The organism is Protofrankia sp. CiP1_Cm_nod4, assembly GCF_982290645.1.
The window spans coordinates 15,000-40,546 of record NZ_CEVIVC010000015.1 but is presented as its reverse complement, the minus strand read 5'-3'; the positions used below and the strand labels follow the sequence as shown (position 1 = coordinate 40,546).

21 protein-coding genes and 1 tRNA gene are annotated in these 25,547 nt (G+C 71.3%); 12 read left to right on the top strand and 10 right to left on the bottom strand.

Annotated elements, in window-relative coordinates; all coding sequences use genetic code 11:
• Nucleotides 1-416 precede the first annotated feature (416 nt).
• The gene (locus tag AC5LSR_RS05285; protein WP_250284414.1) at nucleotides 417-2,657 is read left to right on the top strand and encodes a phage holin family protein; all 2,241 of its coding nucleotides are present in this window, start codon (nucleotides 417-419) and stop codon (nucleotides 2,655-2,657) included.
• Here AC5LSR_RS05285 and AC5LSR_RS05280 read toward each other — a convergent pair.
• Nucleotides 2,646-3,701 carry an MBL fold metallo-hydrolase gene (locus tag AC5LSR_RS05280; protein ID WP_250284413.1) on the bottom strand — a complete coding sequence of 352 codons (1,056 nt, stop codon included), beginning with the start codon at nucleotides 3,699-3,701 and terminating at the stop codon, nucleotides 2,646-2,648. The two genes, AC5LSR_RS05285 and AC5LSR_RS05280, sit on opposite strands and share 12 nt — an antisense overlap.
• Nucleotides 3,702-3,824: 123 nt before the next feature.
• The gene (locus AC5LSR_RS05275) at nucleotides 3,825-5,606 is read right to left on the bottom strand and encodes an RNA/DNA-binding domain-containing protein (protein WP_493468213.1); all 1,782 of its coding nucleotides are present in this window, start codon (nucleotides 5,604-5,606) and stop codon (nucleotides 3,825-3,827) included.
• Nucleotides 5,607-5,916: 310 nt separating this feature from the next.
• Between AC5LSR_RS05275 and AC5LSR_RS05270 the strand changes: the two genes are divergently transcribed.
• Entirely contained in the window at nucleotides 5,917-6,981 is a 1,065-nt protein-coding gene (locus AC5LSR_RS05270; protein WP_250284408.1) for a lysylphosphatidylglycerol synthase transmembrane domain-containing protein, read from the top strand.
• Between the two features lie 123 nt (nucleotides 6,982-7,104).
• Nucleotides 7,105-7,545 (top strand): peptidoglycan-binding domain-containing protein, encoded by a 441-nt coding sequence (locus tag AC5LSR_RS05265; protein WP_250284406.1) that lies wholly within the window; start codon nucleotides 7,105-7,107, stop codon nucleotides 7,543-7,545.
• A gap of 114 nt (nucleotides 7,546-7,659) precedes the next feature.
• On the opposite strand, the gene AC5LSR_RS05260 is transcribed toward AC5LSR_RS05265, so the two are convergent.
• From AC5LSR_RS05260 to AC5LSR_RS05240, 5 genes are all read right to left on the bottom strand, one after another.
• Nucleotides 7,660-8,994, bottom strand: a complete 1,335-nt coding sequence (locus AC5LSR_RS05260; RefSeq protein WP_250284404.1) for an LLM class flavin-dependent oxidoreductase — start codon at nucleotides 8,992-8,994, stop codon at nucleotides 7,660-7,662.
• A gap of 112 nt (nucleotides 8,995-9,106) precedes the next feature.
• A complete protein-coding gene (locus AC5LSR_RS05255; protein ID WP_250284402.1) occupies nucleotides 9,107-9,973 on the bottom strand; it encodes an ABC transporter permease in 867 nt (288 codons plus the stop codon).
• Nucleotides 9,960-10,958, bottom strand: coding sequence for an ABC transporter ATP-binding protein (locus AC5LSR_RS05250; RefSeq protein WP_250284400.1), 999 nt, complete (start codon nucleotides 10,956-10,958; stop codon nucleotides 9,960-9,962). Before AC5LSR_RS05250 ends, AC5LSR_RS05255 begins: the two co-directional genes overlap by 14 nt.
• A 124-nt stretch (nucleotides 10,959-11,082) precedes the next feature.
• Nucleotides 11,083-12,081, bottom strand: coding sequence for an ABC transporter substrate-binding protein (locus tag AC5LSR_RS05245; protein ID WP_250284397.1), 999 nt, complete (start codon nucleotides 12,079-12,081; stop codon nucleotides 11,083-11,085).
• 321 nt (nucleotides 12,082-12,402) lie between these two features.
• Nucleotides 12,403-12,480, bottom strand: a complete 78-nt coding sequence (locus tag AC5LSR_RS05240; RefSeq protein WP_445548233.1) for a putative leader peptide — start codon at nucleotides 12,478-12,480, stop codon at nucleotides 12,403-12,405.
• A 478-nt stretch (nucleotides 12,481-12,958) separates the two neighbouring features.
• Between AC5LSR_RS05240 and AC5LSR_RS05235 the strand changes: the two genes are divergently transcribed.
• Together AC5LSR_RS05235 and AC5LSR_RS05230 are read left to right on the top strand one after the other, a co-directional pair.
• Nucleotides 12,959-13,765: a PadR family transcriptional regulator gene (locus AC5LSR_RS05235; RefSeq protein ID WP_250284394.1), complete on the top strand. Its 807-nt coding sequence runs from the start codon at nucleotides 12,959-12,961 to the stop codon at nucleotides 13,763-13,765.
• A gap of 153 nt (nucleotides 13,766-13,918) precedes the next feature.
• The gene (locus tag AC5LSR_RS05230) at nucleotides 13,919-15,967 is read left to right on the top strand and encodes a serine/threonine-protein kinase (protein ID WP_493468212.1); all 2,049 of its coding nucleotides are present in this window, start codon (nucleotides 13,919-13,921) and stop codon (nucleotides 15,965-15,967) included.
• Here AC5LSR_RS05230 and AC5LSR_RS05225 read toward each other — a convergent pair.
• Nucleotides 15,958-16,293: a hypothetical protein gene (locus tag AC5LSR_RS05225; RefSeq protein ID WP_250287500.1), complete on the bottom strand. Its 336-nt coding sequence runs from the start codon at nucleotides 16,291-16,293 to the stop codon at nucleotides 15,958-15,960. The genes AC5LSR_RS05230 and AC5LSR_RS05225 overlap by 10 nt on opposite strands.
• A gap of 217 nt (nucleotides 16,294-16,510) precedes the next feature.
• Between AC5LSR_RS05225 and AC5LSR_RS05220 the strand changes: the two genes are divergently transcribed.
• Complete coding sequence (locus tag AC5LSR_RS05220; protein ID WP_250287497.1) at nucleotides 16,511-17,509, top strand: crotonase/enoyl-CoA hydratase family protein; 999 nt, start codon at nucleotides 16,511-16,513, stop codon at nucleotides 17,507-17,509.
• Between the two features lie 340 nt (nucleotides 17,510-17,849).
• A complete protein-coding gene (locus AC5LSR_RS05215; protein WP_250289909.1) occupies nucleotides 17,850-19,004 on the top strand; it encodes a PSP1 domain-containing protein in 1,155 nt (384 codons plus the stop codon).
• 23 nt (nucleotides 19,005-19,027) lie between these two features.
• Here the strand turns inward: AC5LSR_RS05215 and AC5LSR_RS05210 are convergent, their stop codons facing one another.
• On the bottom strand, nucleotides 19,028-19,753 hold the full coding sequence (locus AC5LSR_RS05210) for a response regulator transcription factor (protein ID WP_250287106.1): 726 nt from the start codon (nucleotides 19,751-19,753) through the stop codon (nucleotides 19,028-19,030).
• Nucleotides 19,754-20,181: 428 nt separating this feature from the next.
• On the opposite strand from AC5LSR_RS05210, the gene AC5LSR_RS05205 reads away from it, so the two are divergent.
• From AC5LSR_RS05205 to AC5LSR_RS05195, 3 genes are all read left to right on the top strand, one after another.
• Nucleotides 20,182-20,253: transfer RNA gene (locus AC5LSR_RS05205), tRNA-Thr, on the top strand.
• 363 nt (nucleotides 20,254-20,616) lie between these two features.
• A complete protein-coding gene (locus AC5LSR_RS05200) occupies nucleotides 20,617-20,940 on the top strand; it encodes a DUF6247 family protein (RefSeq protein WP_250287108.1) in 324 nt (107 codons plus the stop codon).
• A gap of 7 nt (nucleotides 20,941-20,947) precedes the next feature.
• Complete coding sequence (locus AC5LSR_RS05195) at nucleotides 20,948-21,193, top strand: type II toxin-antitoxin system RelE family toxin (RefSeq protein WP_250287111.1); 246 nt, start codon at nucleotides 20,948-20,950, stop codon at nucleotides 21,191-21,193.
• Nucleotides 21,194-21,372: 179 nt separating this feature from the next.
• Here the strand turns inward: AC5LSR_RS05195 and AC5LSR_RS05190 are convergent, their stop codons facing one another.
• Entirely contained in the window at nucleotides 21,373-21,951 is a 579-nt protein-coding gene (locus tag AC5LSR_RS05190) for an inorganic diphosphatase (protein WP_445548229.1), read from the bottom strand.
• A gap of 472 nt (nucleotides 21,952-22,423) precedes the next feature.
• On the opposite strand from AC5LSR_RS05190, the gene dacB reads away from it, so the two are divergent.
• Together dacB and AC5LSR_RS05180 are read left to right on the top strand one after the other, a co-directional pair.
• Nucleotides 22,424-23,893 (top strand): D-alanyl-D-alanine carboxypeptidase/D-alanyl-D-alanine endopeptidase, encoded by a 1,470-nt coding sequence (gene dacB, locus AC5LSR_RS05185; RefSeq protein WP_250289912.1) that lies wholly within the window; start codon nucleotides 22,424-22,426, stop codon nucleotides 23,891-23,893.
• 291 nt (nucleotides 23,894-24,184) lie between these two features.
• Nucleotides 24,185-25,387 carry a zinc-dependent metalloprotease gene (locus tag AC5LSR_RS05180; protein ID WP_250284931.1) on the top strand — a complete coding sequence of 401 codons (1,203 nt, stop codon included), beginning with the start codon at nucleotides 24,185-24,187 and terminating at the stop codon, nucleotides 25,385-25,387.
• Nucleotides 25,388-25,547: the final 160 nt, after the last annotated feature.

The following is a 25,547-nucleotide window of genomic DNA, read 5'->3' as shown; positions in this document are numbered from 1 at the left end:
CCAGGTCCCACGCCAGGTCCCGCGCCAGGTCCCACGCCAGGCCCTGTTCCGGGGCCAGGAGCCGCGGGCGGACACCCGGATGCCCGGTACTCGGTCGCCGCCGCGGCCACCCGACACGCGTCCGCCGGGCAACCGTGTGACAACCTGGCAAGCGGTCGGGCAACTTCCTGCCCAGCCAGCCGAAGATCCATCAGATATGGCCAGAGCACCCATGGCGCGACCATGAGCAGCAGTACAGCCGGTGGCCGACGCCAGCAGGCCCCGAACAGCAGAAAAGATCACCAGAAGTCCGTCATCGCGTACGTCCACCCGGCCGGCGGACGCGCCGAACGGCGAACTCGCCCGGCGCGTGATCCGCGCGGACGGGCGCGGGCGCTGTCCGCGCCGCTTGACCGGCGCTCTACTCTGCGCTGGCCATGGTTGTGGGTCACACCGGTGCCGACGGCACCGACGCCGCTACGCGGTCCCGCCCCGCCCTGCCCGGACGCGGGCGCGAGCGCGGGCGGCGCCTCGCCGTGATCGGGAGGCTGCTGCGGGGACGGCTGCGCCTCGCCGGCATCGTGCTGCGCGACATGAAGCCGACGCCGCACCGCCTTCTGCGCGTCACCCGGTCCGTCGTGGCGAGCGGGCTCGCGCTCGGCCTGTCCCTGGAGTTCCTGCCCGGTATCGAGATCAACGGCTTCGGCGCGCTGATGCGTCTGGTGGTCATTCTCACCCTGGTGGGCGCGTTGCTGCGGCCGGTGCTCGTCGCCCTGGCGGTCGCTCTCGGCGGGATCGCCGTGCCACTGATCGGCCTGTTCGCGCAGACCCTGGTGATCTACATCGCGCTGCGTATCGAACCAGAGGTGATCTCCAGCAGTTTCGGCGCGGCCGTCGGGGTCGCCTGGGGCACCGCGGTGATCTCGGCGGTTGTCGGCTGGCTGGCCGACGCCGGCAGCGACGGGACGTTCAGCAGCGAGGTCATACGACAGGTCGCCCGCTACGGTGGCGGCGGGGACGGCAGCCCGTTCGACGGCCCGGGAGTCGTCATCGTGCAGATCGACGGCCTGTCCGCGCCGCTGCTGCGATGGGCGGTCACGGCCGGTAACCTGCCCACGCTCAGCCGCTGGGTCCGCGGCGGCTCGCACCGCTTCGTCGAATGGCACACCGGCATGCCCTCGACGACCCCGACCAGCCAGGCCGGCATCCTGCACGGCGCGTCCGGCCACGTCCCCGCCTTCCGCTGGTACGACAAGAAGGCCGGCCGGCTGGTGGTCACCAACCGGCCACGGGACGCCGCCGAGATCGAGCGGGGGTTCAGCGACGGGCGTGGCCTGCTCGCCGACGGCGGGGTCAGCATCAGCAACGTCTTCTCCGGCGACGCGCCGCACAGCCTGCTCACCGTCAGCCAGGCCGGTCTGCCCGGCCGCCGGGCCCGCGGCTACGCCTCGTTCGCGGCCAGCCCGCAGGGGCTCGCCCGCTCGCTGGTCCTGACCATCGGCGAGATGATCAAAGAGGTGCACCAGGCCCGCAAGCAGCGCCGCGACAACATCTTCCCCCGGGTCCGCCGCGGTGGCTCGTACGTGGCGCTGCGCGGGCTGACCAACGTCCTGCTGCGCGACCTCAACGTCACGTTCATCGCCGAGCAGATGGCCCGCGGCGTGCCCGTGGTGTTCTGCGACTTCGTCGACTACGACGAGGTCGCCCACCATGCCGGGCCCAACCGGCGGGAGTCGCTGCAGACGCTGGAGGGCGTCGACCGGGTGCTGGCGATGCTCGAGCGGATCGCCAGTGCCGTCGAGCGCACGTACGAGATCGTCGTCCTGTCCGACCACGGGCAGAGCCAGGGCGCGACGTTCCGCCAGCGCTACGGGCGGTCCCTGGAGGACACCGTCCGCGGCCTGCTGACGCCGGGGGCGGCCGCTGCCGCCGCGACCGGGACCGCCGAGGGCTGGGGCCCGGTGAACACCCTGCTCACCGAGGTCACCGGCGGCGGGGACGGCACCGGGCCGGGACGGCTGATGCTGCGCCGCCGCACCGACGACGGGCAGGTCACCCTCGGCCCGTCCCGGCTGGAGGTCACCCTCGACCCGCAGCGGCCGGATCTCGTCGTGGTCGCGTCCGGGAACCTGGCCATGGTCTACCTGCCGCAGGTGGCCGGCCGCGCCGATCTCGAGCAGATGGAGTTCCTGCACCCGGCGCTCGTCCGCGGGCTGATCGACCACCCGGGGGTCGGGTTCGTCGTGCTGCGCTGCCGGGGGCACGGACCGGTCGCCTTCGGCGCCCAGGGCCGGATGTTCCTGGAGACCGGGGTGGTCGAGGGCACCAACCCGCTGCTCGGGTACGGCTCGCGGGCCGCCGCGGACCTGCTGCGCCACCAGCGGATGCACAACGTCGGCGACATCGTCGTCATGAGCCGGATCGACCCCGGCACCCGGGAGGTCGCCGCGTTCGAGGAGCTAGTCGGCTGCCACGGCGGGATCGGCGGGGACCAGACCCGGGCCGTGCTGCTGTACCCAGCGGGCTGGCCGGCCGTACCCGGCCCGCTCGAGGGCCCGGACGCCGTCCACCACCAGCTCGTCCGCTGGCTGGAACGGCTCGGGCTGCGCCGCGACCCGCTGCCCGCGCCCCGCCCGCCCCTTTCCGATCAGGAGAATGAGGTCCGATCAGGAGAATGAGGGTGGAAGTGGCTGCTGCAGCAACCGTTTGTTCCCTCGTTCGCGTGATTCGGCGATATTCAGGGATTCGCCGTGGGTGAGGACGCGCACCTCGGCGGGCAGGTCGGTGGCGGTGGCGGCCAGCCGGGCGAACTCGCGTCCGGGCTCGTGGAAACGGTCGGGACGCACCCGGTCGAAGCCGATCGGCCAGAAGGTCCCGTAGTGGATCGGTATCGCCACCGCCGGCCGGGCGGAGAGCGTCCGTGGGGAGACCGGCTGGACGGAGACCGCCGGTGCGGAGACCTTCGGTGCGGAGACCGTCGGCGGGGAGAGCGCTGGCGGGGAGAGCGCTGGCGGGCGGACCGGTCGCGGGCCCAGCGTTCGGCGGACCGCCTCGATCGCGCCGGCCGGGTCGAGATGCCCGGGGCCGAGGCTGGGCCCCCAGCCACCGACCGGGACGAGAGCGATGTCGATGCCGAGCGGGGCAAGATCGGCCATGGCGTCGTGCAGGGCGGTGTCCCCGGCGAACCACACCGTCCGGCTGCCGGTCACCACGAATCCGAGCGCCGGGCCACGATGGCGCGACCACGGCCCCCGCGAACCGTCGTGCTCGGCCGGCACCGCCAGCACGTCCAGACCGGTCATGTCATCACGGGAAGTCACCCGGACGCGGTCGCCGGGCACCATCTCCACGCAGCGCTCGGCGAGTGCCGGGTGCCGGCGGGCCAGCAGGGCGGCGCCGCCGCGCGGCAGAATGATCGGCACCGTCGGCGGGAGCAGCTTCAGCGACGGGATGTCGAGATGATCGGCGTGCAGATGCGAGACGACCGCGGCGTCGACCCGCGCGGCCTGCGCCGCCGGGCGCGCGCCGGCCCGCCGGCGCAGATGGGCGATACGCGGCCCGAACACCGGATCGGTCACCAGCCGCGTACCCGCGTCGGCGATCACAACCGTGCTGTGCCCCCACCAGGTGACGTCCACCCCACCAGTGTGCCCGCGGCGTGCCGTCGCTCGTGCGCTCCTCGCCGGGACCGCCGCCGACGCTCCCGGCCGCTGGCGGCTCATTCCGGCTCCGTGCCCCGGGTCCGAGGCGACAGATCCGTTGACACGATGGAGAAGAGGGACACGATGGAACGGAGGAAAAGAGCAGGTGGAGCACCTGGAACTGGGCGGCCTGGCCGCCGGCGCTCATCCCGGGGGCGGGGCCGTGGTGGGGAAGCGCGGGCCGGCGACGTAGAAGACGCCCTGACCGACCGTCCGCACCGAGCCGACGACCAGCACCCCGTCGTCCCGCAGCTCACCGAGCACCCTCGACGCCTGAACCGAGCGCAGCCCGCAGTACTCGATGAGGTCGCGTGTCCGCACCGCCCCCTGGTCACCGACCAGCTCCACCGCGAAGGGCTTGACCTCCTTCGGCGGAACGTCGAAGTAGGGCAGCCGGGCGGCGAGCAGCTCACGGGCCCGGTTGCCGAGCCGGAATCCACCGCCGCCCGTACCACCCGCGTGCACCGGAACGATCAGTGCCGAATCGTCGTCGACGATTTCGCGCCGGGCTCGGGCCAACGCCTCCGCCGCCTCTTCGGAGGTTTTCTGCAGCAGCGGGGCCAGCACCCGCTCGTCCGCCCGCGGATGGTCCAGGAGCCGGTGAATGATCAGCACGACGTCCACGTCGGCTCGCGCGTCGGCGCTCAACAACGAGGTCAGATCGGTGACCGGCTCCACCGGATCACCGCCGATCAGTACGCAGCGGACGCTGTCCACCGTCTGGGTGATCACTGGTGGCCGGTGGCCGAGCAGGATCATCTCCCGGTACATGCGGTCCACCCCGATCGCCTCCCGCTCGGCCAGCCGCAGGCTGCGCATGACGTTGGCGAGATGCGGATTGGCCGACCGGGATGTCGTGGTCAGGACGTTCGACGCGTCCACGCCCGGTGGGAAGCGTCCCGGTGAGGTGACGACGAGCTGGTCGCCCAGGTGCTCGATGGTGATCGGCTCCGGCCGTTCCCAGTCCCGGTGCATGATCGCGTTGACGATCGCCTCCCGGGCCGCGGCACCGGGGATCGCCTCGCCGATGCCCCGGGCGCCCAGGCGCACCGCGTGCACACGCTGGTTCGCCAGCCGGATGGAGAGCTCGATCTCGTTGAACTCGACCAGCAGCGGACGGCCGGGCTCGTCGAGGCGGATGAGCGCGTCGGCTCCCGGCCGGGCCCGCCGGACATAGTCGAGATGTGACTGCTGCCGGTCCGTCACCGCGAACAGCAGGGCCCCCGCGCGGGTCAGCGTCCCGGTCGTGGAGTCGAGAACCCCGAGAGCACGCAGCAGTTCCTCGTCCGGCCGGGACGTCAGGGCGACCCGGCTCGTCTCCTCAGCGGCCCGCAGCACCTGACGGGCCACCAGCAGGGCCGCTATGTCGACATCGTCGAACCGCATCGTCGTCGGCTCGGCCGACCAGTCGACGTGGCGGCGCACCAGAGCGGTGTGATCCACACTGCTCATCTCCACGCAGTGCGTGCCGACCCGGTGCTTGTACCGGCCGCCGGGGACCCGGTGCGCGGTCAGGCCCGCGCTGACGACGATGGTCAGCAGGCGTGCTCCGCTCGCCGCCGTGACCGCTTCCACGTCGACGGCCAGATGCGGATCGGTGAGCTCCCAGATGCGGTGCCGCAGCCATTCGGGGTTCAGCGCGGTACCCACGAACGCGGCCGGGCCGCCACGCTTGTCCTCGACTCCGACGATGACGACGCCGCCGCGGGCGTTCGCGAAGCAGCACGCGGAATCAGCAAGATCGCGAGCGGTCGGCTCGTGCTGGGTACCACCTGCCGTCGGCGGGCCGTTCACGGAGCGCCTGGACTGGTCTTCCTTGAAGTCCAACGTCTCGGTCTCGACATCACCGGCCCGGACGCCGGCATGGACAGCCGTGAGCGCCCTCGACGCCTCCGCGCGCCGGGGGTCCTGCCAGGAGGAAATCACAGCGAGGTCATCCATCGGCCATCGGATCGGTAGTTCATGGCCACGAATTATAGACCTACCCCTTCCAGGGCGGATGATCTGAACGTTCAGCGGCGTACGAACGGATTCCCGTGTTCTCGTGTGGTGACGGGGTAGACGAGAGCATCGATGGGCCACCATGAGATGCGATGTGTGGTCTCACAACAACGACGTCCCGCCGCCGGCCCGCATGGCGCTGTCCGCGCTCGCGACGCTGCCCACAGTGGTCCACCGATGATCATTCGGGTGCGACGGCGACGGCGACGGTGACGGCGTCCGCGGGTGCGAGCCGATGACGGTGCTGCGGGTGCCCCGGTGGCTGCGCCGGGGCGCCGCGGTCGTGATACTGGCACTGATCATCGAATACGCGGTGCTGCCGCAGCTTGCCGGTGCGCGCAAGGCGCTGGAGACGTTCTCCGACGTGGAGCCGCGCTTCCTGGTGCTCGGCCTGGTCCTGGAGGCGGCATCCCTGCTCGCCTACGCGATGCTGACCCGCAGTGTGCTCGCCCGGGAGGGCCGGCCGTCGCTGTGGACGCTGCTCCGGATCGACCTGACGACCCTCGGTGTCAGCCACATGCTGCCCGGCGGTGCCGCCACCGCGAGCGCGCTGCGCTACCGCCTGCAACGCGGCGCCGGGGTCGGCGCGTCCGAGGCGGTGTCCGCCGCGACGATCCAGGGCGCGGGCTCGGCGGTCGTCCTGAACGTGATCCTGTGGATCGGCCTGCTGATCTCCATCCCGACCCGGGGCGGCAACCCGATCTACGGCACGGCCGCGGCGGTGGGGACGTTACTGATCGCCATCGTCTTCGTCGGCGTGATACTTCTCACCCGGGGCAGTGAACGAACCGCCCGTGTCGTGCGTTCCGTCGCCCACCGCGCGCCGGGCCTGTCACCGGACGGCGCCGAACAGCTGGTGCGCACCTTTGCCGACCGGCTGCGGGTCCTCGGCGCGGACAGGCTCCTGCTCGCCAGGGCGACGCTGTGGGCGGCGGCGAACTGGCTGCTCGCAGCCTCCTCCCTGTGGGTGTTCCTGTACGCCTACGGCTACGCCGCGTCCGTGGACGGCCTGCTGGTCGCCTACGGGCTCGCCAACGTGCTGGCCGCCGTCCCGATCTCCCCCGGCGGGCTCGGGATCATCGAAGGGGTGCTCGTCCCCACCCTGGTCGGGTTCGGCTCGACCCGGGCTGTGGCGCTGCTGGGGGTCGTCACCTGGCGGCTGGCGAACTTCTGGCTGCCCATCCCGCTCTCGGCCGTGGCCTACCTGTCCCTGCGGACGGGGTCGCTGCGGCACCGCAAGCTGCCGCGGCAACGGCCGTGGAACGACCCGAGCACGATCAACGAGGAGATCCCGACCTGACAACCTGACGTGGGCAGCCATCCCGGCCGGATGTGTGACTGACAGATATCAGATCATCGCTCATAGTGTTTCTAGGTGGCCACCACCGGTCGCCCAGGAACCAACCGCCGAGGAGGCTCACGCATGTCCGCGACCTGGCCCCTGCAGAAGAACGGCAGCAGCGGCGAACCAGTACAGAGCATCCAGTACCTGCTACGCGCGCACGGATATTCGGTGGCAGTCGACGGCGTCTTCGGGCCGGCGACCGAGGCGGCGGTGCGCGCCTTCCAGTCGTCCGCCGGAATCGCGGTCGACGGCACCGTCGGTGACCAGAGCTGGCCGGCGCTCATCGTCACCGTTCGTGACGGCGACCGGAGCGAGAAGGGTGACGCGGTACGCGCCGTCCAGGACCAGGCGAACGCCCGGATCAGCGACCCCGGGGACTTCCTCCCCGTGGACGGCGTCTTCGGCCGGCGGACGGACGCCTGGGTACGCGACTTCCAGCGGCACGCTGGCATCACCGCCGACGGGATCGTCGGTCCTGTCACCTGGAACCGTCTCGTCAGGGACGAACCGGGCAACTGAACACGACCAGCCCGCGACCGGACGCGAACCGGTGGGCACCGGTGGGCACCGGCCCCGCCCACCGGCGCCGCCCCACCCGCCCGACGGCGACGCCGGCTCGGCTCAGCCCGGCGGTCAGGCCTGGATGGCCAGGCGGTTCGCGGGGCGGGGCAGGCCGTAGTGGTCGCGCAGGGTGCGTCCGGTGTACTCGGTGCGGAACAGGCCACGATGTTGCAGGATCGGTATCACCAGGTCGACGAAGTCCGTCAGCCCGCCGGGCAGGAACGGCGGCATGATGTTGAAGCCGTCGGCCGCGTCCTGGGTGAACCACTCCTCGAGCTGGTCGGCGACCTGTTCCGGCGTGCCGGCGAAGACGCGGTGCCCGCGGCCGCCGCCCAGCCTGGCGATCAGCTGCCGGAGGTTCAGTCCGTCGCGGCGGGCGAGCTCGCTGACCAGGGTGAACCGGCTCTTGTTGCCGTTGATGTCCCGCTCGTCGGGCAGGCCGGGCAGCGGCCCGTCCAGCGGGAGGCCGGTGAGGTCGACGCCGACCATGTTCGACAGCTGCGCCAGGCCGTACTCGGGGATCTGCAGCGCCGTGAGCTCCTCCTCCAGCTCCCGGGCCTGGGCCTCGGTGGCGCCGATGACCGGGCAGATGCCGGGAAGGATCTTCACGTCCTCGGGCGCGCGCCCGTAGCGGGCCAGGCGTGACTTGAGGTCCTTGTAGAAGGTCTGGCCGTCGGCGAGGGTCTGCTGGGCGGTGAAGACCGCCTCGGCGTACTGGGCCGCGAACTCCTTGCCGTCCTCGGACGAGCCCGCCTGGACCAGCAGCGGATAGCCCTGCGGGGAACGCTGGACGTTCAACGGCCCCTGGACGCGGAAGAACTCGCCGACGTGCCCCACCTGGCGAATCCTGCTGGTGTCGGCGTAGATCCCGCCCGCCCGGTCGATGATCGGGGCGTCGTCCTCCCAGCTGTCCCACAGCTTGGTGGCGACCTCGACGAACTCCCGGGCCCGGGCGTACCGCAGGCCGTGCTCAGGGTGCTCGTCCAGCCCGAAGTTTCGGGCCTCGTCGAGGCTGCCGGAGGTGACGATGTTCCAGCCGGCCCGCCCGCCGCTGATGTGGTCGAGGGAGGCGAACTTACGGGCGACGTGGAACGGCTCGTTGTAGGTCGTCGAGACGGTGGCGATCAGGCCGATGCGCTCGGTGACCGTGGCCAGCGCGGAGAGCAGGGTGACCGGCTCGAAGCCGCCCAGCACGTTGTACCGGACCTTGCCCCACAGCGCCAGCCCGTCGGCCAGGAAGAGGGAGTCGAGCCTGCCTCGCTCGGCCGTGCGCGCGAGCTCCTGGAAGTAGGCCAGGTCGGTGGCGCGTTCGGGCTGGGCCCGGGGGTGACGCCAGGCGGCGTCGTGGTGCCCGGCGTTCATCAGGAACGCGTTGAGGTGGAATTTCCGGTTGCCGGCGGCAGACATGACGTTCCTCTTTCCACGGGCGGCTTCCTACGGACAGGTGAACGGCTGCTCCGACGGAGCCGGCATCCGTGCGGGCGATCCACGGATGCCGGCCGCGTTGCCCGGCGCGACATTACGAGTTCGAGGTCACCCGCCACCTCGTGAAGCGCCGTTCCAGGGCGAGCAGGGCCTGGTTGATGACGAGGCCGACAGCCGCGACCGTGATGATCCCCGCGTACATCTCGGGGATCGCGAAGTTCGACTGGGCATAGTTGATCAGATAGCCGAGCCCGGCCTTGGCGCCGACCAGCTCGGCCGCGACGAGTATCAGGATCGCGTAGGCTCCGGCCAGCCGGACACCCGTGAAAATCGTCGGGACGGCGGCCGGAAGAATGACCTTCTGGAACAGCCGTACCGATGACAGCCCCATCGACCGTGCGGATTTCACGAGCAGGGGGTCCACACCCTGGACACCGCTGATCGTGTTCAGCAGCACGGGCCAGACGCAGGCATAGACGATGATGGCGATCTTCGAGGTCTCACCCAGCCCGAAAATCAGCACGAACACCGGCAGCAGGGCCAGCGGAGCGGTGTTGCGGAAGACCTCGAGCACCGGGTTGAGGAACTGGGCCACCAGCCGGAACCAGCCGATGAGCAGTCCCAGCGGCAGCGCGATCAGGATGGCGATGGCAAAGCCGCTGGCCGCCCGGGTGAGGCTGGCGGAGGTGTGCTCCCACAGGTCACCGCTGCGAAGCAGCGCCACCCATTCGTCGGCAACCTCGGAGAAGGGCGGCAGGAACACACGGTCGACCACCCCGAGCCGCGGGAGCGTTTCCCAGGCCGCCAGCAGGATCAGAATTCCCACCACCCGGCGGGAGAGCCCGCCGGCGATCCGGCCGGCCCTGGACAGCCAGCCGCGGCGAGCGGCGGCGGCCGGTGACGCGGCAGCTGGGGAAAGCCGGCTTCCGGCCTCGGTACGGGTGTCCTCAACGATGGCCAACGCTGGTCACTTCCTTCTCCGCCTGTCCCGCGTGCCCCTCCGCCTTTGTGTGCCCGCCGGGCCCGGCGGGCCCGGCGGGCCCAGTGAGCCCGGCGGCCTTCGTGGGCGCCGTGCCGGCCGCACCGCGGCGGGCCGGCCCGCCGCCGAAGGATGCCCGCTCACCTGCCGACTGTTCGTCACGTTCGGCCTGCTGAGCTCTGGCCACCTCCTCGCGCAGCAGCTCCCAGACCTCGTGCCGGTAGCGGACGAAATCGGGATCGGAACGCAGGTCGGTCCCGTCCGCGCGGGCGGTGATGGGGATGTCGACGATCTGCTTGATCCGGCCGGGCCGGGAGGTCATCACCGCGACCCGCTGACCGAGATAGACGGCCTCGTCGATGCCGTGGGTGACGAAAAGAATCGTCTTGCCGGTCTTGGCCCAGATCCGCAGGAGCTCGTCCTGCAGGGTTTCTCTGGTCTGGGCGTCCAACGCGGCGAAAGGCTCGTCGAGCAGGAGGACCGCCGGGTCGTAGGCCAGGCTCCGCGCGATCGCCACCCGTTGTTTCATACCACCCGACAGCTCGTGGGGATATCGATGTTCGAAACCGCTGAGCCCGACGAGGTCGAGGTAGTGCCGGGCCAGGGCCGAACGTTGCGACCGCGCCACCTTCTTGGCCTCAAGGCCGAATTCGACGTTGCCGAGGGCGGTCCGCCACGGGAACAGCGCATACTGCTGGAAGACGATCCCCCGGTCGAGGCCGGGGCCGGTGACCGGGCTGTCGTCGACGAGGACCTGACCATCGCTCACGCTGGTCAGTCCGCCGAGGATGTCCAGCAGGGTGGACTTCCCGCAGCCGCTGGGGCCGACCAGGGCCAGGAACTCGCCGCTGCGGATGCGCAGGTTCACGTTGTCGACCGCGGTGAACTCGCTGACGGTGTTGCGGAGATTTCCGTGATCGCGGACGGCGAAATTCTTCGTGACGTTCCTGAATTCTATCGTGCTCATTGCCGATCATCTCTCGGTGTCGGTGAAGGATGGTTCCCGGTGCCACGACGGCTGGGACGGCTGGGCACCGGGAATCCCGCGTCCGGAGCGGGGCAGCGGCTCGGTTCCGCCGGGAACGGCTCCGTCAGGAGGGCACCCGGAACGGGTTGAAGTCGTTGGTGAAGAGCTCGGCCGGGGTGATGTCCTTCTTCAGCTGGCCGTTCGCTTTCAACCAGCCGGTCCACCGGGTGAAGTCGGCGTCCGCGATGAGCCCGCCCCGGCCGGCGACCCCGTATCCCTTGAAGTACTGGATGGCGGTTGCGTCCTCCTTGCGGTCACGCTTGGCGATGATGTCCTTGAAGCGGGCGATGACCTGGTCGCGAGGAGTCGTCCTGGACCATTCGACGGCCTTGCCCACACCCTCGACGAACTGCCTGGTCGTCGTCGGGTTCTTCCTGATGAAATCCTCGCGGAGCACGTAGCTGCCAGCCGTGAACGAACCGAAGAGGTCGTAGTCGCTGAACAACGGGTGAATCCCGCCCCGGGCCAGCGCCTTGTCCCGCAGAATTCCGCCGAGGACCGCGACGTCGATCTGCTTCTCGCGCAGCGACTGCTCGGTGTTCACCGGCGGGACAACCGTCGGTATCACTTTTTTGATCTCGTCCTGGCTGAGACCGCCCCGCTTGAGGTATTCGTCCAGGATTGCCTCGTAGTGCGCGCCCAGCGTGTTCATGCCGATTTTCTTCCCGAACAGGTCACGAGGTGACGTGATCGGGCTCCCGTCGAGAACGTAGAAGCCGCCGAAGGTGTTCTGGTCGATTCCGTAGCTACCGACCACCGATTTGATCGGCGAGCCCGCGGCGATCAGCTTGATGATTGCCCCGTTGAACGCGCTACCGAAGTCGACGTCACCGGTGGCGGTCGACTGGATGTCCTGCGGGCCGCTGATCGTGTTACCGATCCACTTGAGCTTTATGGGGCCGAGGTAGCCGAGATCCGCGGCGAGCTCGACCGGTGTGACCTGGCCGACGGAGCCCTGATAACGCAGTTCGGTCTGTTCGGTCCTGGCGGCATCGCCGCCGTCGCTCTGCCCGCAGGCCGCCAGAATCAGCGTCGCTACCAGGGCGACGGCTGCTGGCAGCACCCCCGGTCGGCGTCGAATGGCACGTCGAACACTGCGCTGCATGGTGAGGTCGAATTCCTCTCGGGTTTGTCTGCGGACCGGTCAGCGGCCGGCACGGTCCCGGGCGGCGGCGGAGCGACATCGATCGACGGTACCGTTGGAATAAACTGTCAGATCACAGTTGTACGCGACACGAAGATGACCGCCGCAGAAAATCGGGGCGACGCTGCCGGCGCGGCACCCGCCTGCCGGAACAGCGGAGATAAGACCAGCGGGAAGAAAAGGCGGAACGGACGCGGAATACATGCCGGGCCGCGCCGGCCGGCCGAAGAGAACAGCGGGTCAGGCGGAACACATGGCGCTGGCGACGCGGAGGAAATCCACCGCACGCCGGACTGACAGGCCGATATCCCTTGGCATGTTGTGCACTATGTCAGTCTACAAGCCGGGTTGTCAACAAGTTGACCAAGAATTCCGCGCGGCGTCAGGCACGCGGACAAGAACGTAGCCGTCCGGCTACTTTGAGAATCTGATTATTTTCCGAGAATGCCTAATTCCAGACACGCCGCGTGACGCTTATTCAGGGGGATGGTTCCGGCCGGGCGGGGCCACCCGGCCGCCGGCGGCCCGGGCTCACCGGCGGCCTGGCCACGGGATCGGCGAGTTCGCCCCGGCACCCGCACCGTCAGCACCGACAGCCCTGCCGGCACCGACGACACCCACCCGTATCAGCGGCACCGGCGGGACCGACGCCCGTACCGCCACCGCCACCGCCACCGCCATCGGCACCGCCACCGGCACCAGCGATGCCGGTGGCGGCCCGGGCTCGCGATGGCTTGCCCAACGGTGCATCGCGATATATCGTGAGCGTACGCGATACAACGACTGGAGAATTATCATGTACGCACCGGAATTTCCTGGACCATGGTCCTGGGGCCACGGCAGGCATGGCAGCCGCGGCTCCGACCGCCTCCGGGCAGTGGCCGCCGACGATCGAGGCGGCTGGCACCACGGCAGGCACGGTGGATACGGCGGGCCCGGCAGGCATGGCGGGCCCGGCGGCGGCGTCCCGTTCGGCCCTGGCGGTGTCCCGTTCGGCCCTGGCGGCATCCCGTTCGGTCCCGGCTTCCCCGGGCCGGGCTTCCCCCCCGGCCCCGGCTTCGGTCCCGGCGCCCGGGGCTTCTTCCCCGGCGGCCGCGGCCGCGGCGCGAAGGTCAGGCGCGGCGACGTCCGGGCGGCTGTCCTCGCCCTGCTCGCGGAGGCACCGATGCACGGCTATCAGATCATCAACGAACTCACCGAACGCAGCCAGGGCGCCTGGCGGCCGAGTCCTGGCTCGGTCTACCCCGTCCTGCAACTGCTCACCGACGAAGGGCTCGTCCACGCCGAGGAAAGCGACGGCAAGCGGGTGTTCCACCTCACCGACGCGGGCCGTGCCCACACCGACGCCCACGCGGACGAGCCCAAGCCCTGGGAGACCGCCGCGGCCGCCGCCAACCACGACCTGACCGACCTGCGGTCGCTGGCGTTCGGCGTGGGCGCGGCCGTCGTGCAGGTCGCCCAGACCGGCAGCGACGCCCAGCTCCAGGCCGCCCGGAAGATCCTCGTGGATGCCCGGCGGGCGCTCTACCGCATCCTCGCCGAGGACTTCCCCACCGGACCGGATGACAGCGAAGCCGCCGGGGACGACGGCCGGCCGGGCTGACCCGGCCCGCCCGGCCGCGAGCGGCCTCGGCCGATACCCGCTAACGCCCCCGGTAGCTCCACCCGGCATGGTACGGAGTGTCGGTTTCACCCCCAATAGCCCCAGGTGATGGGATGGGCACAGTTTTCTTTGGGGGGAAGGGGCACTTCTGCCATGCGGAAGCTGGGCTCTGGCTACGTCCTGCACGAACCGATCGGCCGCGGCGCGTTCGGCCAGGTCTGGCGGGGATCCACGGTCGACGGCGACCGCCCGGTCGCGGTGAAGGTGCTGCGCGGGGAACTCGCCGACGATCCCGAGGTCGTCGCCAGGTTCGTCCAGGAACGCTCCATGCTGCTCGGCTTCAGCGACCCACACCTGGTCACCGTCCGGGACCTCGTCGTCGAAGGCGACACCCTGGCGATCGTGATGGACCTCGTCAACGGTGTCGATCTGCGGGTCTACCTGCGTGAACGCGGCACACTCGAGGTGGCCACGGCGGTCGCCCTGACCCGCCAGGTGCTGCGCGCGCTGAGCACCGTGCACACGGCGGGGGTCGTCCACCGTGACCTCAAACCCGCCAATGTGCTTGTCGACGTCACCGATCCCGACGATCCGCAGGCCCGCCTGACCGACTTCGGGGTCGCCCGGCTGGCGCACGGGCCGTCCCTGACCCGCCTCACCGGGATGATCGGGACGCCGATGTACATGGCGCCGGAACTGGCCCACCGGGAGCACGCGCAGCCGCCGGCCGATGTCTACAGCGCGGGAGTCATGCTGTACGAGCTCCTCGCCGGCCACCCGCCGTTCTCCGCCCCGCACCCGGTCGCGCTCCTGCGCGCCCACATGGAGGACGCGCCGCAGCCCATACCCGGCCTGTCACCGGCACTGTGGGATGTGATCGCCGGCATGCTCGCCAAGGCGCCGGCGCGGCGTCCGACGGCGGACGCGGTCGAGCGGGCGCTGGCCGAGCTGGCGGCGTCCGGCTTCCAGCCCGTGGCCGCGGCCGCCGTCCCCGCGCCGGGCGGCGCCGCCGTGCCGGGTGCTGCCGTGCAGGACGTCTCCGCCGCGGGCGGTGCCGTGCCGGGCGCCTTCGTGCCGGACGCCGCCGCGGGCGCCTTCGTGCCGGACGGCGCCGCGGGCGCCTTCGTGCCGGACGGCGCCGGTGTCGGTGCCATCGGTCCCGCGGCCGGCGGCGGGGCCGGCCAGGGCGCGGCCGCGCCGCTGCCCGGGGACGCGACGATCGTGGCTCCGCGGCGGGCGGGCGATGCCGCCGTGCCCGGGGCCGTGCCGCCCGTCGACCGCCCCTGGAGCACCCCGCCGGCGGCGGCCCCGGATGTCAGCCAGGCGCCCACCGCCGTCGCCCACGTACCGTCGCTGGACGGCACGGCGCCCGCGTACTCCGGGCGGGCGGGCGCATCCGCCCCACCGCCGCCCGGCGCGCGGCCGTTCGGCCAGTGGCCGGACAGCGCCCTGGGCGGGCCGGCCCGACCAGCCAGGCGCCGGCGCCTTCCCCCGGCTGTCCTCGCCGCCGTCGCCGCGGTCGCGTTCCTGGCCGTGGGTACCGGTGCCCTGCTGTGGGCCGTCGGTGACGACAGCGAGGCAACCGTCAGCGCGCGCCCGGCGACGACGTCGCACGGCGCCACCACGGCGCGGGCGGCCGGCCCCACCGCGGCGCCGCCGACGCAGAGCCCGGCGTCGGCGGCGCCGTCCACCGCACCGCCGGACACGCCCCCCAGCGCGCAGGCAGCCGCCGGCACCAGCTCGGACGGCGCCGGCTCAGGCGACACCGTCCCGGCGGACGCGGCCGGCGCCCGCAGGCCGGCACCGGCCGCCGGACGCTCCGCCGCGGCCGCGCCGCCACCGGCGGCGCCGGCACCGGCGCCGAAGAGCTACGACATGCCGGCCGGATTCCCGGGCTCGTGGTCCGGGACGGTCAGCCAGCCCGGCTCGACCGCATACACGGTGAAGATCACTCTGACCAACGGTGACATCGGGGAGAACGTGGGCCGGGCCTCCTACCCGGATCTCGGCTGCATAGCCGATCTCTATCTGACGGACGTGGCCGGGTCGACGATCCGGGTCCAGGGACGGCTGGTGGTGAACTCGTACAACGCCTGCGTGGCGGCAACGCTCGATCTCGGTCTGCGGTCGAGCTCGTCGATGAACTATCTCGCGCAGTCACCGGGACTCGACGGCAGCGGCAGCGCGCTCCTCTACCGCTGACCCGCGCTGTTGATGATCTCCAGCCGCCGCACACGAAGGCGCTCGACGTCGAGCGTCGCGATCTGGAGGCTGCCCACCCGCGCCCGTCGGACCGCCAGCCGTCCGATCGCGAGCGCGCCCACGGCGAGGGCGCCCAGCGCCGTCGCGCCGAGGGCCAGCGCCCCGACGGCGAACGCGCCCACCGCCTTCGCCCCGGTGGCCACGACCACGCCGCCGGAGGCGGCAGGCACGATGTCGCCGGTGGCCTCGGATTCCTCACCGGCGGTGGATTCCTCACCGGTGTCCCGGGAAGTCGGCCGGCTGGCGGGCTGCGTCAGGTTGCTCATCCTGTCGAGAGTAGAGCCTTCCCGTGGGCTGTCGAGTTTTCCACCGGCCGGCCCGGTGGCTACTCGACGGTAGGTTGTGCCCAGGCTTTCCGACCGCCCAGTATTCGGATATTCACGACCCGGCTGTCGCGTGACGAGCCACCCCGCGACGCCCGTTCGCGATGCCCACCGGCGCGGCCTGGCGCCATCCGGACCAGACGAACCAGGAGGGAGTCCGATGATGGACGGGCTCGAAGTGAAAGCCGCCGCGGACGGCGACACCGCCTCCACCGACGACCGCACGGCCCGCTCCGGTGATGCCGGCGCGACCCATGTCGCCAGCCCCGCGGACGGGCGGACCGGGCGGCGGCAGCCGATCCCGCTGGAGCCGTACCTGTTCGCCGAACCGCCGGCACAGCCGCTGGTGTCACTGCGCGTCGAACGCCACGGCGCGGTCGTCCGGGTCACGCTGCTCGGCCCGGGCAAGGGCAACACCCTGGGCGCGGACTTCTGGCGTGAGCTCCCGCAGGTGTTCACCGCCCTGGACGCCGACGACACCGTGCGGGCGGTGGTGCTCACCGGCTCCGGCAGCCACTTCTGTTACGGCCTGGACCTGGCGCTGCTGGCCGAGCTGGGCGACATCGCGGGCGACGGCGACGGCGGCCTGGCCCGGTTCCGCACCGGTTTCCTCCACCGGCTGCGTTCCATGCAGGACGCGCTGGACCTTGTCGCGTACAGCCGGAAGGCTGTCGTCGCCGCGGTCAGCGGCTGGTGTGTCGGCGGCGGGGTCGATCTGCTGGCCGCGTGCGACGTCCGGTACGCCAGCGCCGAGGCGCTGTTCAGCATCCGGGAGGTGAAGGTCGGCGCGGTCGCCGACCTGGGCAGCCTGCAGCGCCTGCCCGCCATCATCGGGGACGGGCACCTGCGGGAGCTCGCGCTGACCGGCAGGGACATAGACGCCGCCCGCGCCGAGCGGATCGGCCTGGTCAACGATGTGCTGCCCGACCCGGCCGGCGCGCTCGCCGCCGCGCACGCCTTCGCCGACGAGGTGGCGGCCAACCCACCGCTGGTCGTACAGGGCGTCAAGGACGTCCTGGGCAATGCCCGTTTCGCCGCGGTCGAGGCCGGGCTGCGCTATGTCGGGGCCTGGAACGCCGCGTTCCTCCATTCCCACGACCTCGCCGAGGCGGTGACGGCTTTCAGACAGCGGCGGCCGCCACGGTTCACCGGCCGATGATCTCGGTTCCCCGCGCGCGCCACGAGCCGCCAGCAGGCCCCGGCACGGACGTCACCCGGCCGCGCCGGCCCGGCGGGCAGGCGGGCAGGCGGAACCGCCTCGCTCATATACCGGATCGTCGTCCCTGGGACGGATAGGCTGACGCAACGGCAGCGTCCGGCCGCGGCCACGTCCGTGCCGGGCGGAGGGGGCGCCCGCGTCGGGCGGAGCGGGCATCGTCGGCTGGTGGTCCCGGCCGGATGCCGGCTCGGCGGCCAGATGTTAAGAGCGGGCCCCGGCCAGCGGTCCGGCCGGGAGGGCCCAGCCCGGAGCCGACGGTCGGGAGGACGGTGCGGACGGCATGCCAATGATGTGCGCGGTCACGTTTTCGCCACGTGGACGGCTCTACTACGCCGATCCCGGACCATACTCGCCGAAGGTCGGGGACAAGGTTCTCATCCCCACCGACGCCGGCCCCGAGGTAGCCGAATGCATGTGGGCGCCGCAGTGGGTCAGCGACGACATCGGCGGGCTTCCGGTCCTGGCGGGAATGGCGCAGACGGCCGACGTCGAACAGCACGCGGCCTCCCGGCGACGCCGGGCGCAGGCGCGCGTCACGGCAAAGCGGCTGATCCGCGAGCACGAACTGCCCATGAAAGTCGTGGGTGTCGACCACATCCCGGCCGAGAACATGTTCACGATCTATTTCACCGCCGACCACCGGGTCGACTTCCGAGGCCTGGTACGCGACCTCGCCCGTACCCTCGCGGCCCGGATAGACCTGCGCCAGCTCTCCGCCCGGGACAGCGCACGCATCCAGGGGGGAATCGGCTCCTGCGGACGTGACCTGTGCTGCGCCACCTTCCTCACGGACTTCGAGCCGGTCAGCATCCGGATGGCCAAGGACCAGGATCTCCCGCTCAACCCCATGAAGATAAGCGGTGCCTGTGGCCGGCTGATGTGCTGTCTGCGCTACGAACATCCGCTGTACGAACAGTTCAAGGCCGAGGTCCCGGCCGTGGGCGCCCGGGTGAGCACACCCGACGGCGACGGGCGGGTCGTCTCCCACGACATACCGCGTGACCGGGTCGTGGTCAGGCTGGACGCCGGTGGCGGGCGATGCGCGTGCAGCCGGGCGAGCGTCTGCGGCTCACGCAAGGAGTACGAGGCAGCCCATCCCGGGCCGGGCACGGCCCCGGGCGGAGCGGACGCCCTGGCGAGACAGCCGGGCGCCGCCGAGAGCCCGGACGCCAGAAACCCGGCCCCGGCCCCGGACAACAGTGGGGACGCGGCGGGGACAGTGCATCCGATGGTGCCCGGCCCGGCGGCCCCACCGCTGGCCACGCCGGACCAGGCCGTCGCGCACCCGGCCCCGGCGGTGGCAGCCCCGGCGGCGCCGCCACCGGACAACGCCCGGACCCGGCGCCGCCTGCGCCGGCAGGCATCCCGTGACACGGACAACAGCCAGCCCGCCCCGGAGGCCTCCCCGCCCGGGCAGCACCCCGGCGGCCGTTGACCCGCCGCCGGGCGGCGATGAGATCACGGATCGAAGCGGTATCCCATACCACGCAGGGTCGTGACGAGCCGACGCTGCGGTGGACGTCCCTCGACCTTGGTCCGCACCCGGCGGACATGCTCGGTGACGGTCGCCGGATCCTGGAAACGTGTGCCCCAGACCTGTTCCAGCAGTTCTTCACGGCTGAAAACCCGGCGGGGGTGGCTCGCCAGGAAAGCGAGCAGCTCGTATTCACGCGCGGTGAGATCGACGCGCTCGCCGGCGACCGCGACCTCCCGGGCACGCAGGTCGATGGAAACGTCTCCGTAGACGAGCGGGTCGTTCCCATCGCTGGTGCGCTGCGGTGGTGGCTCGACGGGGCGACGGCGCAGCCTGGCCCGTACCCGTGCCACGAGTTCCCGCAGGGAGTACGGCTTGACCACGTAGTCGTCGGCCCCGAGTTCCAGACCGACGACCCGGTCGACCTCCTCGGCCCGGCCCGTCAACATGATTACAGGTACTTCGCTGGTCTGCCGCAGCCGGCTCAGTACAGCGAAGCCATCCATACGCGGCATCGCGACGTCAAGCACTACGAGGTCGATTTCGGTCGTCTGGAAAAGCTTGAGCGCGGTCTCGCCGTCAGCCGCCTCGAGCACCCGATAGCCGAACCGTTCAAGGCTGCGGGCAAGCGCAACCCGAGAAGCTTCGTCGTCCTCGGCGACGAGCAGGGAAGCCCCCCTCGTTGCTGTTGCAGTTGCGTCCCCGGTCATGGCCGAAACCCTACGCAAGCTCTCCGGAACCGCTGCGAGCGGGGTATCGGTATGTGCGAGGAACCCCGATTTCGGCACGTTACAGTAGTGCAACGGCTACTTATTGTCAATGAAAGGACATCGGAGACACACGGGACCGGGAGCCCTCGACGACTCCCGGCCTCGACCCGGCCGCAACATGAAAGAAACATGATCTTCCTGCCCTCACCCCTGAACGATCACCCATACCGTCGCATCCACATCAGCGGGATTCGCCGGGCCGCCGAACCGCCGGAGAGCGACCGGCAGGACCACCCGGACCGGTCTGGCATACTCGGTGAGGCTGGATTCCTCGGGGTGCCGGCAACGCGGGAAGATTCACGATCAGAAGATTTATGATCAAGAGGTTCGTGATCCTACCGCCGGTCAGCCCGTGGAGCCAGTAACACGCCGGAGTAGCTCAGTGGCAGAGCAATCGCCTCGTAAGCGATAGGTCGCGGGTTCAATCCCCGCCTCCGGCTCAGACCCCCTCTGACCAGGGCGGGACCAAGCTAACAGCGATCACGTTGAGATAGCTCACGGTCGGCGACCTATCAACTCATGCGATCAGGCGCCGTACCGGATGGGTGGACGTCCGACGCGCTCGGCGAGCATGACACCATCGCGACCCGCTCTCGGGCCGAGATGGTCCACATGTCGGCTGGCTGCCGTCGGCCTCCACAGCATCTACGGAACCGGTAGTCCGGCCGGCCCGACGCGTCGCCGATGCGGCCATCCGGCGGGTGATTTTTCTTTGAGAAGCCCGGTCGTTCGCGCGACGGACGCGGACGGGAGCACGGTGCGGCCAGCCGGCCGAGGGGGCGCGCCGTGCGACAATCGATCTCATGAGCGTGGATGTCACGATCCCCCCGTATGGGGTGCGCAACCGGGTTGAGCGTACGGCCCCGGCCATCCGGGCCGCACTCAGGCCCGATCAGCGCGTCGACTTCGAAGCCGAGTTCCACGCGGCCGTCATCGAAGTCGATGACGCCATCGACCTGGCGCCACTACTCCGAGTCATCGACCGCTGGTGGCCCTGGGCCGTGCTCGCGGCCAATCCCGAGATCCAGGCGGGTGCCACCGAAGACCGACGCCGGCTTGCCGCTGGCGACCTGTCCGTGCTTGGAGGGACCACGACCTACCCCCACGCAGACAGCACGAGGAAATAAGAGATCTATGGCCCGGTACACGGTCCGTTGGCTGACCTACGCCGAACAGCTACGAGACAGCCTGCCACCTGCGGGTCGTCGTGAACTTGACCAGCTGCTGGACCAGCTGACCGCCGACCCCAGGCAGCACAGCACCTGCGACAAGTACAGCGAACAGTGGACCGCTGCTTTCGGCGCCTACGGAGTCCTGCTCTACAGCATCGAAGATAATCTTCATACGATCACTGTGCTCCGCGTGACCTGGAGTGGCTGATCAGGGCACCGGCTCCATGACCCGGGAACAGGTCGTGGGCGCTGTTGCCTGACTCCTGGACCGCATCGGGGATGCGGTCCAGGAGTCAGGCGCCCATGCGCCGGACGGATCCTCCGCAACGGAAGACGTCCGGGTGCCGCTCCGCGGATCCCGAACGAACCCGCGGTCCGGCGAACCGGTCAGGCCGACCTGACCTCCGGGGCGGGGTGCCCCGGGACGTCCAGGGCGGCGGCGTCCGGCACGGAACCGTCGTGGTGCCCCTGCGCGGCGGCATCCTCCTCCTCGCGCCGGATCGAGGCGAGAATCTCCCGCTCCGCGTCGGCGCGGCCGACCCACGACGCACCCTCGACCGACTTGCCCGGCTCCAGGTCCTTGTAGACCTCGAAGAAGTGCTGGATCTCCAGCCGGTCGAACTCCGGAAGATGCCTGATGTCCCGCAGGTGCTCCTGCCGGACGTCCGCGACCGGCACGCACAGCACCTTGTCGTCGGGGCCCTTCTCATCGCTCATCTGGAACATGCCGATCGTCCGGCACCGGACCAGGCAGCCCGGAAAAGTCGGCTCCTCCAGCAGGACGAGCGCGTCCAAAGGATCACCATCTCGACCCAGCGTACCCTCGATGAAGCCGTAGTCCGAGGGATAGTGGGTGGATGTGAACAGCATCCGGTCGAGCCGGATCCGCCCGGTGTGGTGATCCATCTCGTATTTGTTCCGCTGCCCTTTCGGGATCTCGATGGTCACATCGAACTCGAGGTCCACTCCATCCCCTGTCGTGTCTGTGGGCGCGTCCCGTCCGGAGCGCCCTTGTGTTGTGTACTTGTTACCAGTGTCAGCATCCACGTACGTCACCTCGAAGGTCGCGAGCCGATCCGGCGGTGACGATTCACTGTCAGGGCGGGAGCCCACGGTGAAATCCGCCGGGGCTGGGTCAGCCCAGGGTCCACCCGGGAAGGCATTCCCCACGATGGCGGCCCGACCCCGGCCCGCGGCCGGCGGGCCCGTGAGCCACGGGCCGCACGGTCATGCTTTTCCACGCCCGCCCTTCCCTCCCCGGGGCTGCCGCCGGTTCCGGGAACACGCCGAATCACCACGGCCGATCCGGGAGATCCGCAGCGGCCACATCCCCCCGGCCGCGGGAGCGCGCTGGTGGCGAAAAACATAACCACGTGGCCGTCGGCCACAGGCGCAGCCATCAGCCACAGGACATAGTCTCCCGCACGTGACCCCTCCGATGCCGGGCCGGGTCGGTGGGCTCACCGCCATCGCCACCGCGCTGCTCGCCGGTCATCTTTCCGTTCCGCCCACGGACAGCCCGGGCATCGTGCCCGCTCCGCGGCCCGCGGCCGCGCCCTTCCCCGCCCTGGACCCGACGCTACGGGTCGCCGACCCCGCGGCGGTCAGCGCCAGGCTCACCCGTCCGCTCGCCAACCCGGCGCTGGGCAGCCCGGTGGGGCTGGTCATCGACGCGCTGTCCGGAACGACGCTGTTCGACCGCGGGTCGACCACCGCGGTGGCCCCCGCGTCCACGCTGAAGACCGTGGTCGCCGCGGCCGCGCTGACGACCTTCGATGCGCGCACGACCCTGACGACCCGGGTCTTCCACACCCCGCCGGCCACGCCGGGCGGCCCGGTGCCGGACGGCCAGGTGGCAGCCAGCACGGTGGGAGCCGTCGGCGCGGACGGCACCGGGGCGGCGGGCACACCGCCACCTGCCGCCGCCCCGCCCGGAGGCACGCTGTGGCTGGTCGGCGCGGGTGACCCGACCCTGACCGCCGCGACCGGGCCGGCCGGCTACCCGGCCCCGGCCCGCCTGTCGGAGCTGGCCGCCCAGGTCCGGGCGGCCGGCATCACCGAGGTCGACCGGCTGGTCGGCGACGGGACGCTGTTCACCGGGCCGTCCACCGCGACGGGATGGCGCGACAGCTATGTCACCGATGGCAATGTCACGCCGGTGTCCGCGCTCGAGGCCGACGGCGGCCGCACGACTCCCGGCGCGACCGGCCCGCGCAGCGCGACGCCCGACCTGGCCGCGGTGAACGCCTTCGCGGCGGCGCTGCGCCGGGCCGGTGTGCGGGTCGCGTCGACCGGGGTCGGCGCCATGCCCGGCGGCTCCGGCAGTACCGACGGCTCCGGTGGCCCCCGGCAGGTCGCCGAGGCCCACAGCCCGCCGGTCCCGTTGCTGGTCGAACGGATGCTGACCTACTCCGACAACGACCTGGCCGAGAGCCTGGGACGGCTGGTGGCCCACGCCCGTGGCCTGCCCGCGTCGTTCGACGGCGCCACCCGGGCGGTGCTCGACGTCCTGCGGGAGCTCGGGGTACCGACCGCCGGCGCGAACCTGGCGGACACCAGCGGGCTGTCGACAGCGAACCAGATCGCCCCGGCGACGCTGGTGGCGCTGCTGCGGACCGCCGTACTGCCCGGGCACCCGCAGCTGCGGACCCTGCTCACCGGGCTCCCGGTCGCAGGCTTCTCCGGGACGCTGGGTGACCGGTACAACGCGCCCGACACCCGCGCCGGTGCCGGCGACGTACGCGCGAAAACGGGCAGCCTGCGTATCGTGACAAGCCTTGCCGGCCAGGTCGTGGACACCGACGGCCGGCTGCTGCTGTTCGGCTTCTTCGCCCCGGTCGAGGAGGCCGGAAGCACCCGGGCCGCCCTCGACCAGGTCGCCGTCGCGCTCGCCTCGTGCGGGTGCTGAGCGGATGCCGGTACGGATGCGCGATGCCGATGCCGATGCCGAGCGCACGTGGATGCCGCGGGCGTCCGCAGACGCGCGGCGCCACGGCGCCGGCCGCCCGGACGGAGGCCGCGTGCCCGGGGCCGGACACCCGGCACCGGCGGCGGGCCGGCCAGCCGGCCGGGGAAACATCCGGAAGGTGGTGGTCGTCCGGAAAAATCACCCGACGGTGACGCGGAAATGGTCGACGGTGACCGGCGGATGGCAACGATAAAGCTGTCATCCCCAGGGAGAGGACATAGGCTGGCGGATGTGGACGCCGAGCCAGTCGACTGGGACCTCGCCGTAGCGACCGCGCGGCGGCTTGTCCGGCCAGGCCCGCAGCTGCCCCGCGCCGAAGCGGACGCGGTGGTCGCGGACCTGCGGCGGCTGGCCGTCGAGGCGGAAGGCCATGTCCAGGCCTACACCCGGCTGGAACCGGCCGGTCCGGCCACGCCGATCGCCGTGGTGGACCGTCCGGAGTGGGTCCGTTCGAACGTCGCCGGCCTGCGGGTGATCGCCGGGCCGCTGCTGGGCAAGCTCGCTGACCGGGAGCGGGGCCGGCTGTCCTCGGCTGTCGGACGCACCGTCACCGGCGTCCAGCTCGGCACCGCCCTGGCCTATCTCGCGGGCAAGGTCCTCGGGCAGTACGAGGTCTTCCTCCCGCCCGAGCAGGCCGGGACGGCCGGCTCCGCCCCGGGCGCGGCCCCGGGCGCGGCCGCCGGGGAACCGGCCGGTGCCCTCCGCAAGGATCCGGCCGCCGGGGCGGAGGCGGACTCCCCCGCTCGGTCGATCGTCGCGCAGGCCGGGCGCCTGAGCCTGGTCGCGCCGAACATCGCCCACGCCGAGCAGACGCTGGGGGTCGACCCGCGCGACTTCCGGCTGTGGGTCTGCCTGCACGAACAGACCCACCGCACCCAGTTCACCGCCGTCCCGTGGCTGCGTCAGCACCTGGAGAACGAGATCGGCGCGTTCATCGAAGCGACCGATCTCGATCCGGAGGTGCTCGCCGAACGGGTGAAGTCGGCCGTCAGCGCCGTGCGCGGCGCCGTGCTCGACCGCGGGCCGAACGCGCCGAGCATCGTCGAGGCGCTCCAGACGCCCGCCCAGCGCCAGGTCCTGGACCGCCTCCAGGCGCTGATGACCCTCCTGGAGGGGCACGCCGACCAGGTCATGGACGCGGTCGGCCCGAAGGTCGTGCCGACCGTCACCGAGATCCGGACACGTTTCGACAGCCGGCGTGGCGGTGGTTCGCCGATCGACCGGTTCGTCCGCCGGCTGCTCGGGCTGGACCTCAAGCTCCAGCAGTACCGGCAGGGTGGCGCGTTCGTGCGGGCTGTCGTCGCCGAGGCCGGGGTGGACGCGTTCAACCTGGTCTGGGAGTCCCCCGAGACGCTGCCGACCCGCGCGGAGCTGGTCGATCCGGTTGCCTGGATGCAGCGGGTGCTGGGCTCGCGCCCGTCCCTGTCGGCCTGACCAGGGGTGTCGATCACCGGACAGGACGAGCGGGGCCCGCGCCCAGGGCAGCCCGCCGCGCGGGACGATGCCACCGCGCTTGCCAGGACATCGCCTGCCGGGACATCCGCCGGAGCCGGCCCCGCCGGAGCCACCCCCGACGGGGCCGGCGCGCCGGACG

Excerpts from the sequence above, each read along its gene's own strand:
- AC5LSR_RS05285 (WP_250284414.1), top strand. The coding sequence starts at position 417 with ATGGTTGTGGGTCACACCGGTGCCGACGGCACCGACGCCGCTACGCGG.
- AC5LSR_RS05195 (WP_250287111.1), top strand. The coding sequence starts at position 20,948 with ATGGCCCGGTACACGGTCCGTTGGCTGACCTACGCCGAACAGCTACGA.
- AC5LSR_RS05210 (WP_250287106.1), bottom strand. The coding sequence starts at position 19,753 with ATGACCGGGGACGCAACTGCAACAGCAACGAGGGGGGCTTCCCTGCTC.
- AC5LSR_RS05235 (WP_250284394.1), top strand. The coding sequence starts at position 12,959 with ATGTACGCACCGGAATTTCCTGGACCATGGTCCTGGGGCCACGGCAGG.
- AC5LSR_RS05270 (WP_250284408.1), top strand. The coding sequence starts at position 5,917 with ATGACGGTGCTGCGGGTGCCCCGGTGGCTGCGCCGGGGCGCCGCGGTC.
- AC5LSR_RS05200 (WP_250287108.1), top strand. The coding sequence starts at position 20,617 with ATGAGCGTGGATGTCACGATCCCCCCGTATGGGGTGCGCAACCGGGTT.
- AC5LSR_RS05250 (WP_250284400.1), bottom strand. The coding sequence starts at position 10,958 with ATGAGCACGATAGAATTCAGGAACGTCACGAAGAATTTCGCCGTCCGC.
- AC5LSR_RS05230 (WP_493468212.1), top strand. The coding sequence starts at position 13,919 with ATGCGGAAGCTGGGCTCTGGCTACGTCCTGCACGAACCGATCGGCCGC.
- AC5LSR_RS05280 (WP_250284413.1), bottom strand. The coding sequence starts at position 3,701 with ATGAGCCGCCAGCGGCCGGGAGCGTCGGCGGCGGTCCCGGCGAGGAGC.
- AC5LSR_RS05225 (WP_250287500.1), bottom strand. The coding sequence starts at position 16,293 with ATGAGCAACCTGACGCAGCCCGCCAGCCGGCCGACTTCCCGGGACACC.
- AC5LSR_RS05240 (WP_445548233.1), bottom strand. The coding sequence starts at position 12,480 with ATGCCAAGGGATATCGGCCTGTCAGTCCGGCGTGCGGTGGATTTCCTC.
- AC5LSR_RS05260 (WP_250284404.1), bottom strand. The coding sequence starts at position 8,994 with ATGTCTGCCGCCGGCAACCGGAAATTCCACCTCAACGCGTTCCTGATG.
- dacB (WP_250289912.1), top strand. The coding sequence starts at position 22,424 with ATGCCGGGCCGGGTCGGTGGGCTCACCGCCATCGCCACCGCGCTGCTC.
- AC5LSR_RS05265 (WP_250284406.1), top strand. The coding sequence starts at position 7,105 with ATGTCCGCGACCTGGCCCCTGCAGAAGAACGGCAGCAGCGGCGAACCA.
- AC5LSR_RS05215 (WP_250289909.1), top strand. The coding sequence starts at position 17,850 with ATGCCAATGATGTGCGCGGTCACGTTTTCGCCACGTGGACGGCTCTAC.
- AC5LSR_RS05220 (WP_250287497.1), top strand. The coding sequence starts at position 16,511 with ATGATGGACGGGCTCGAAGTGAAAGCCGCCGCGGACGGCGACACCGCC.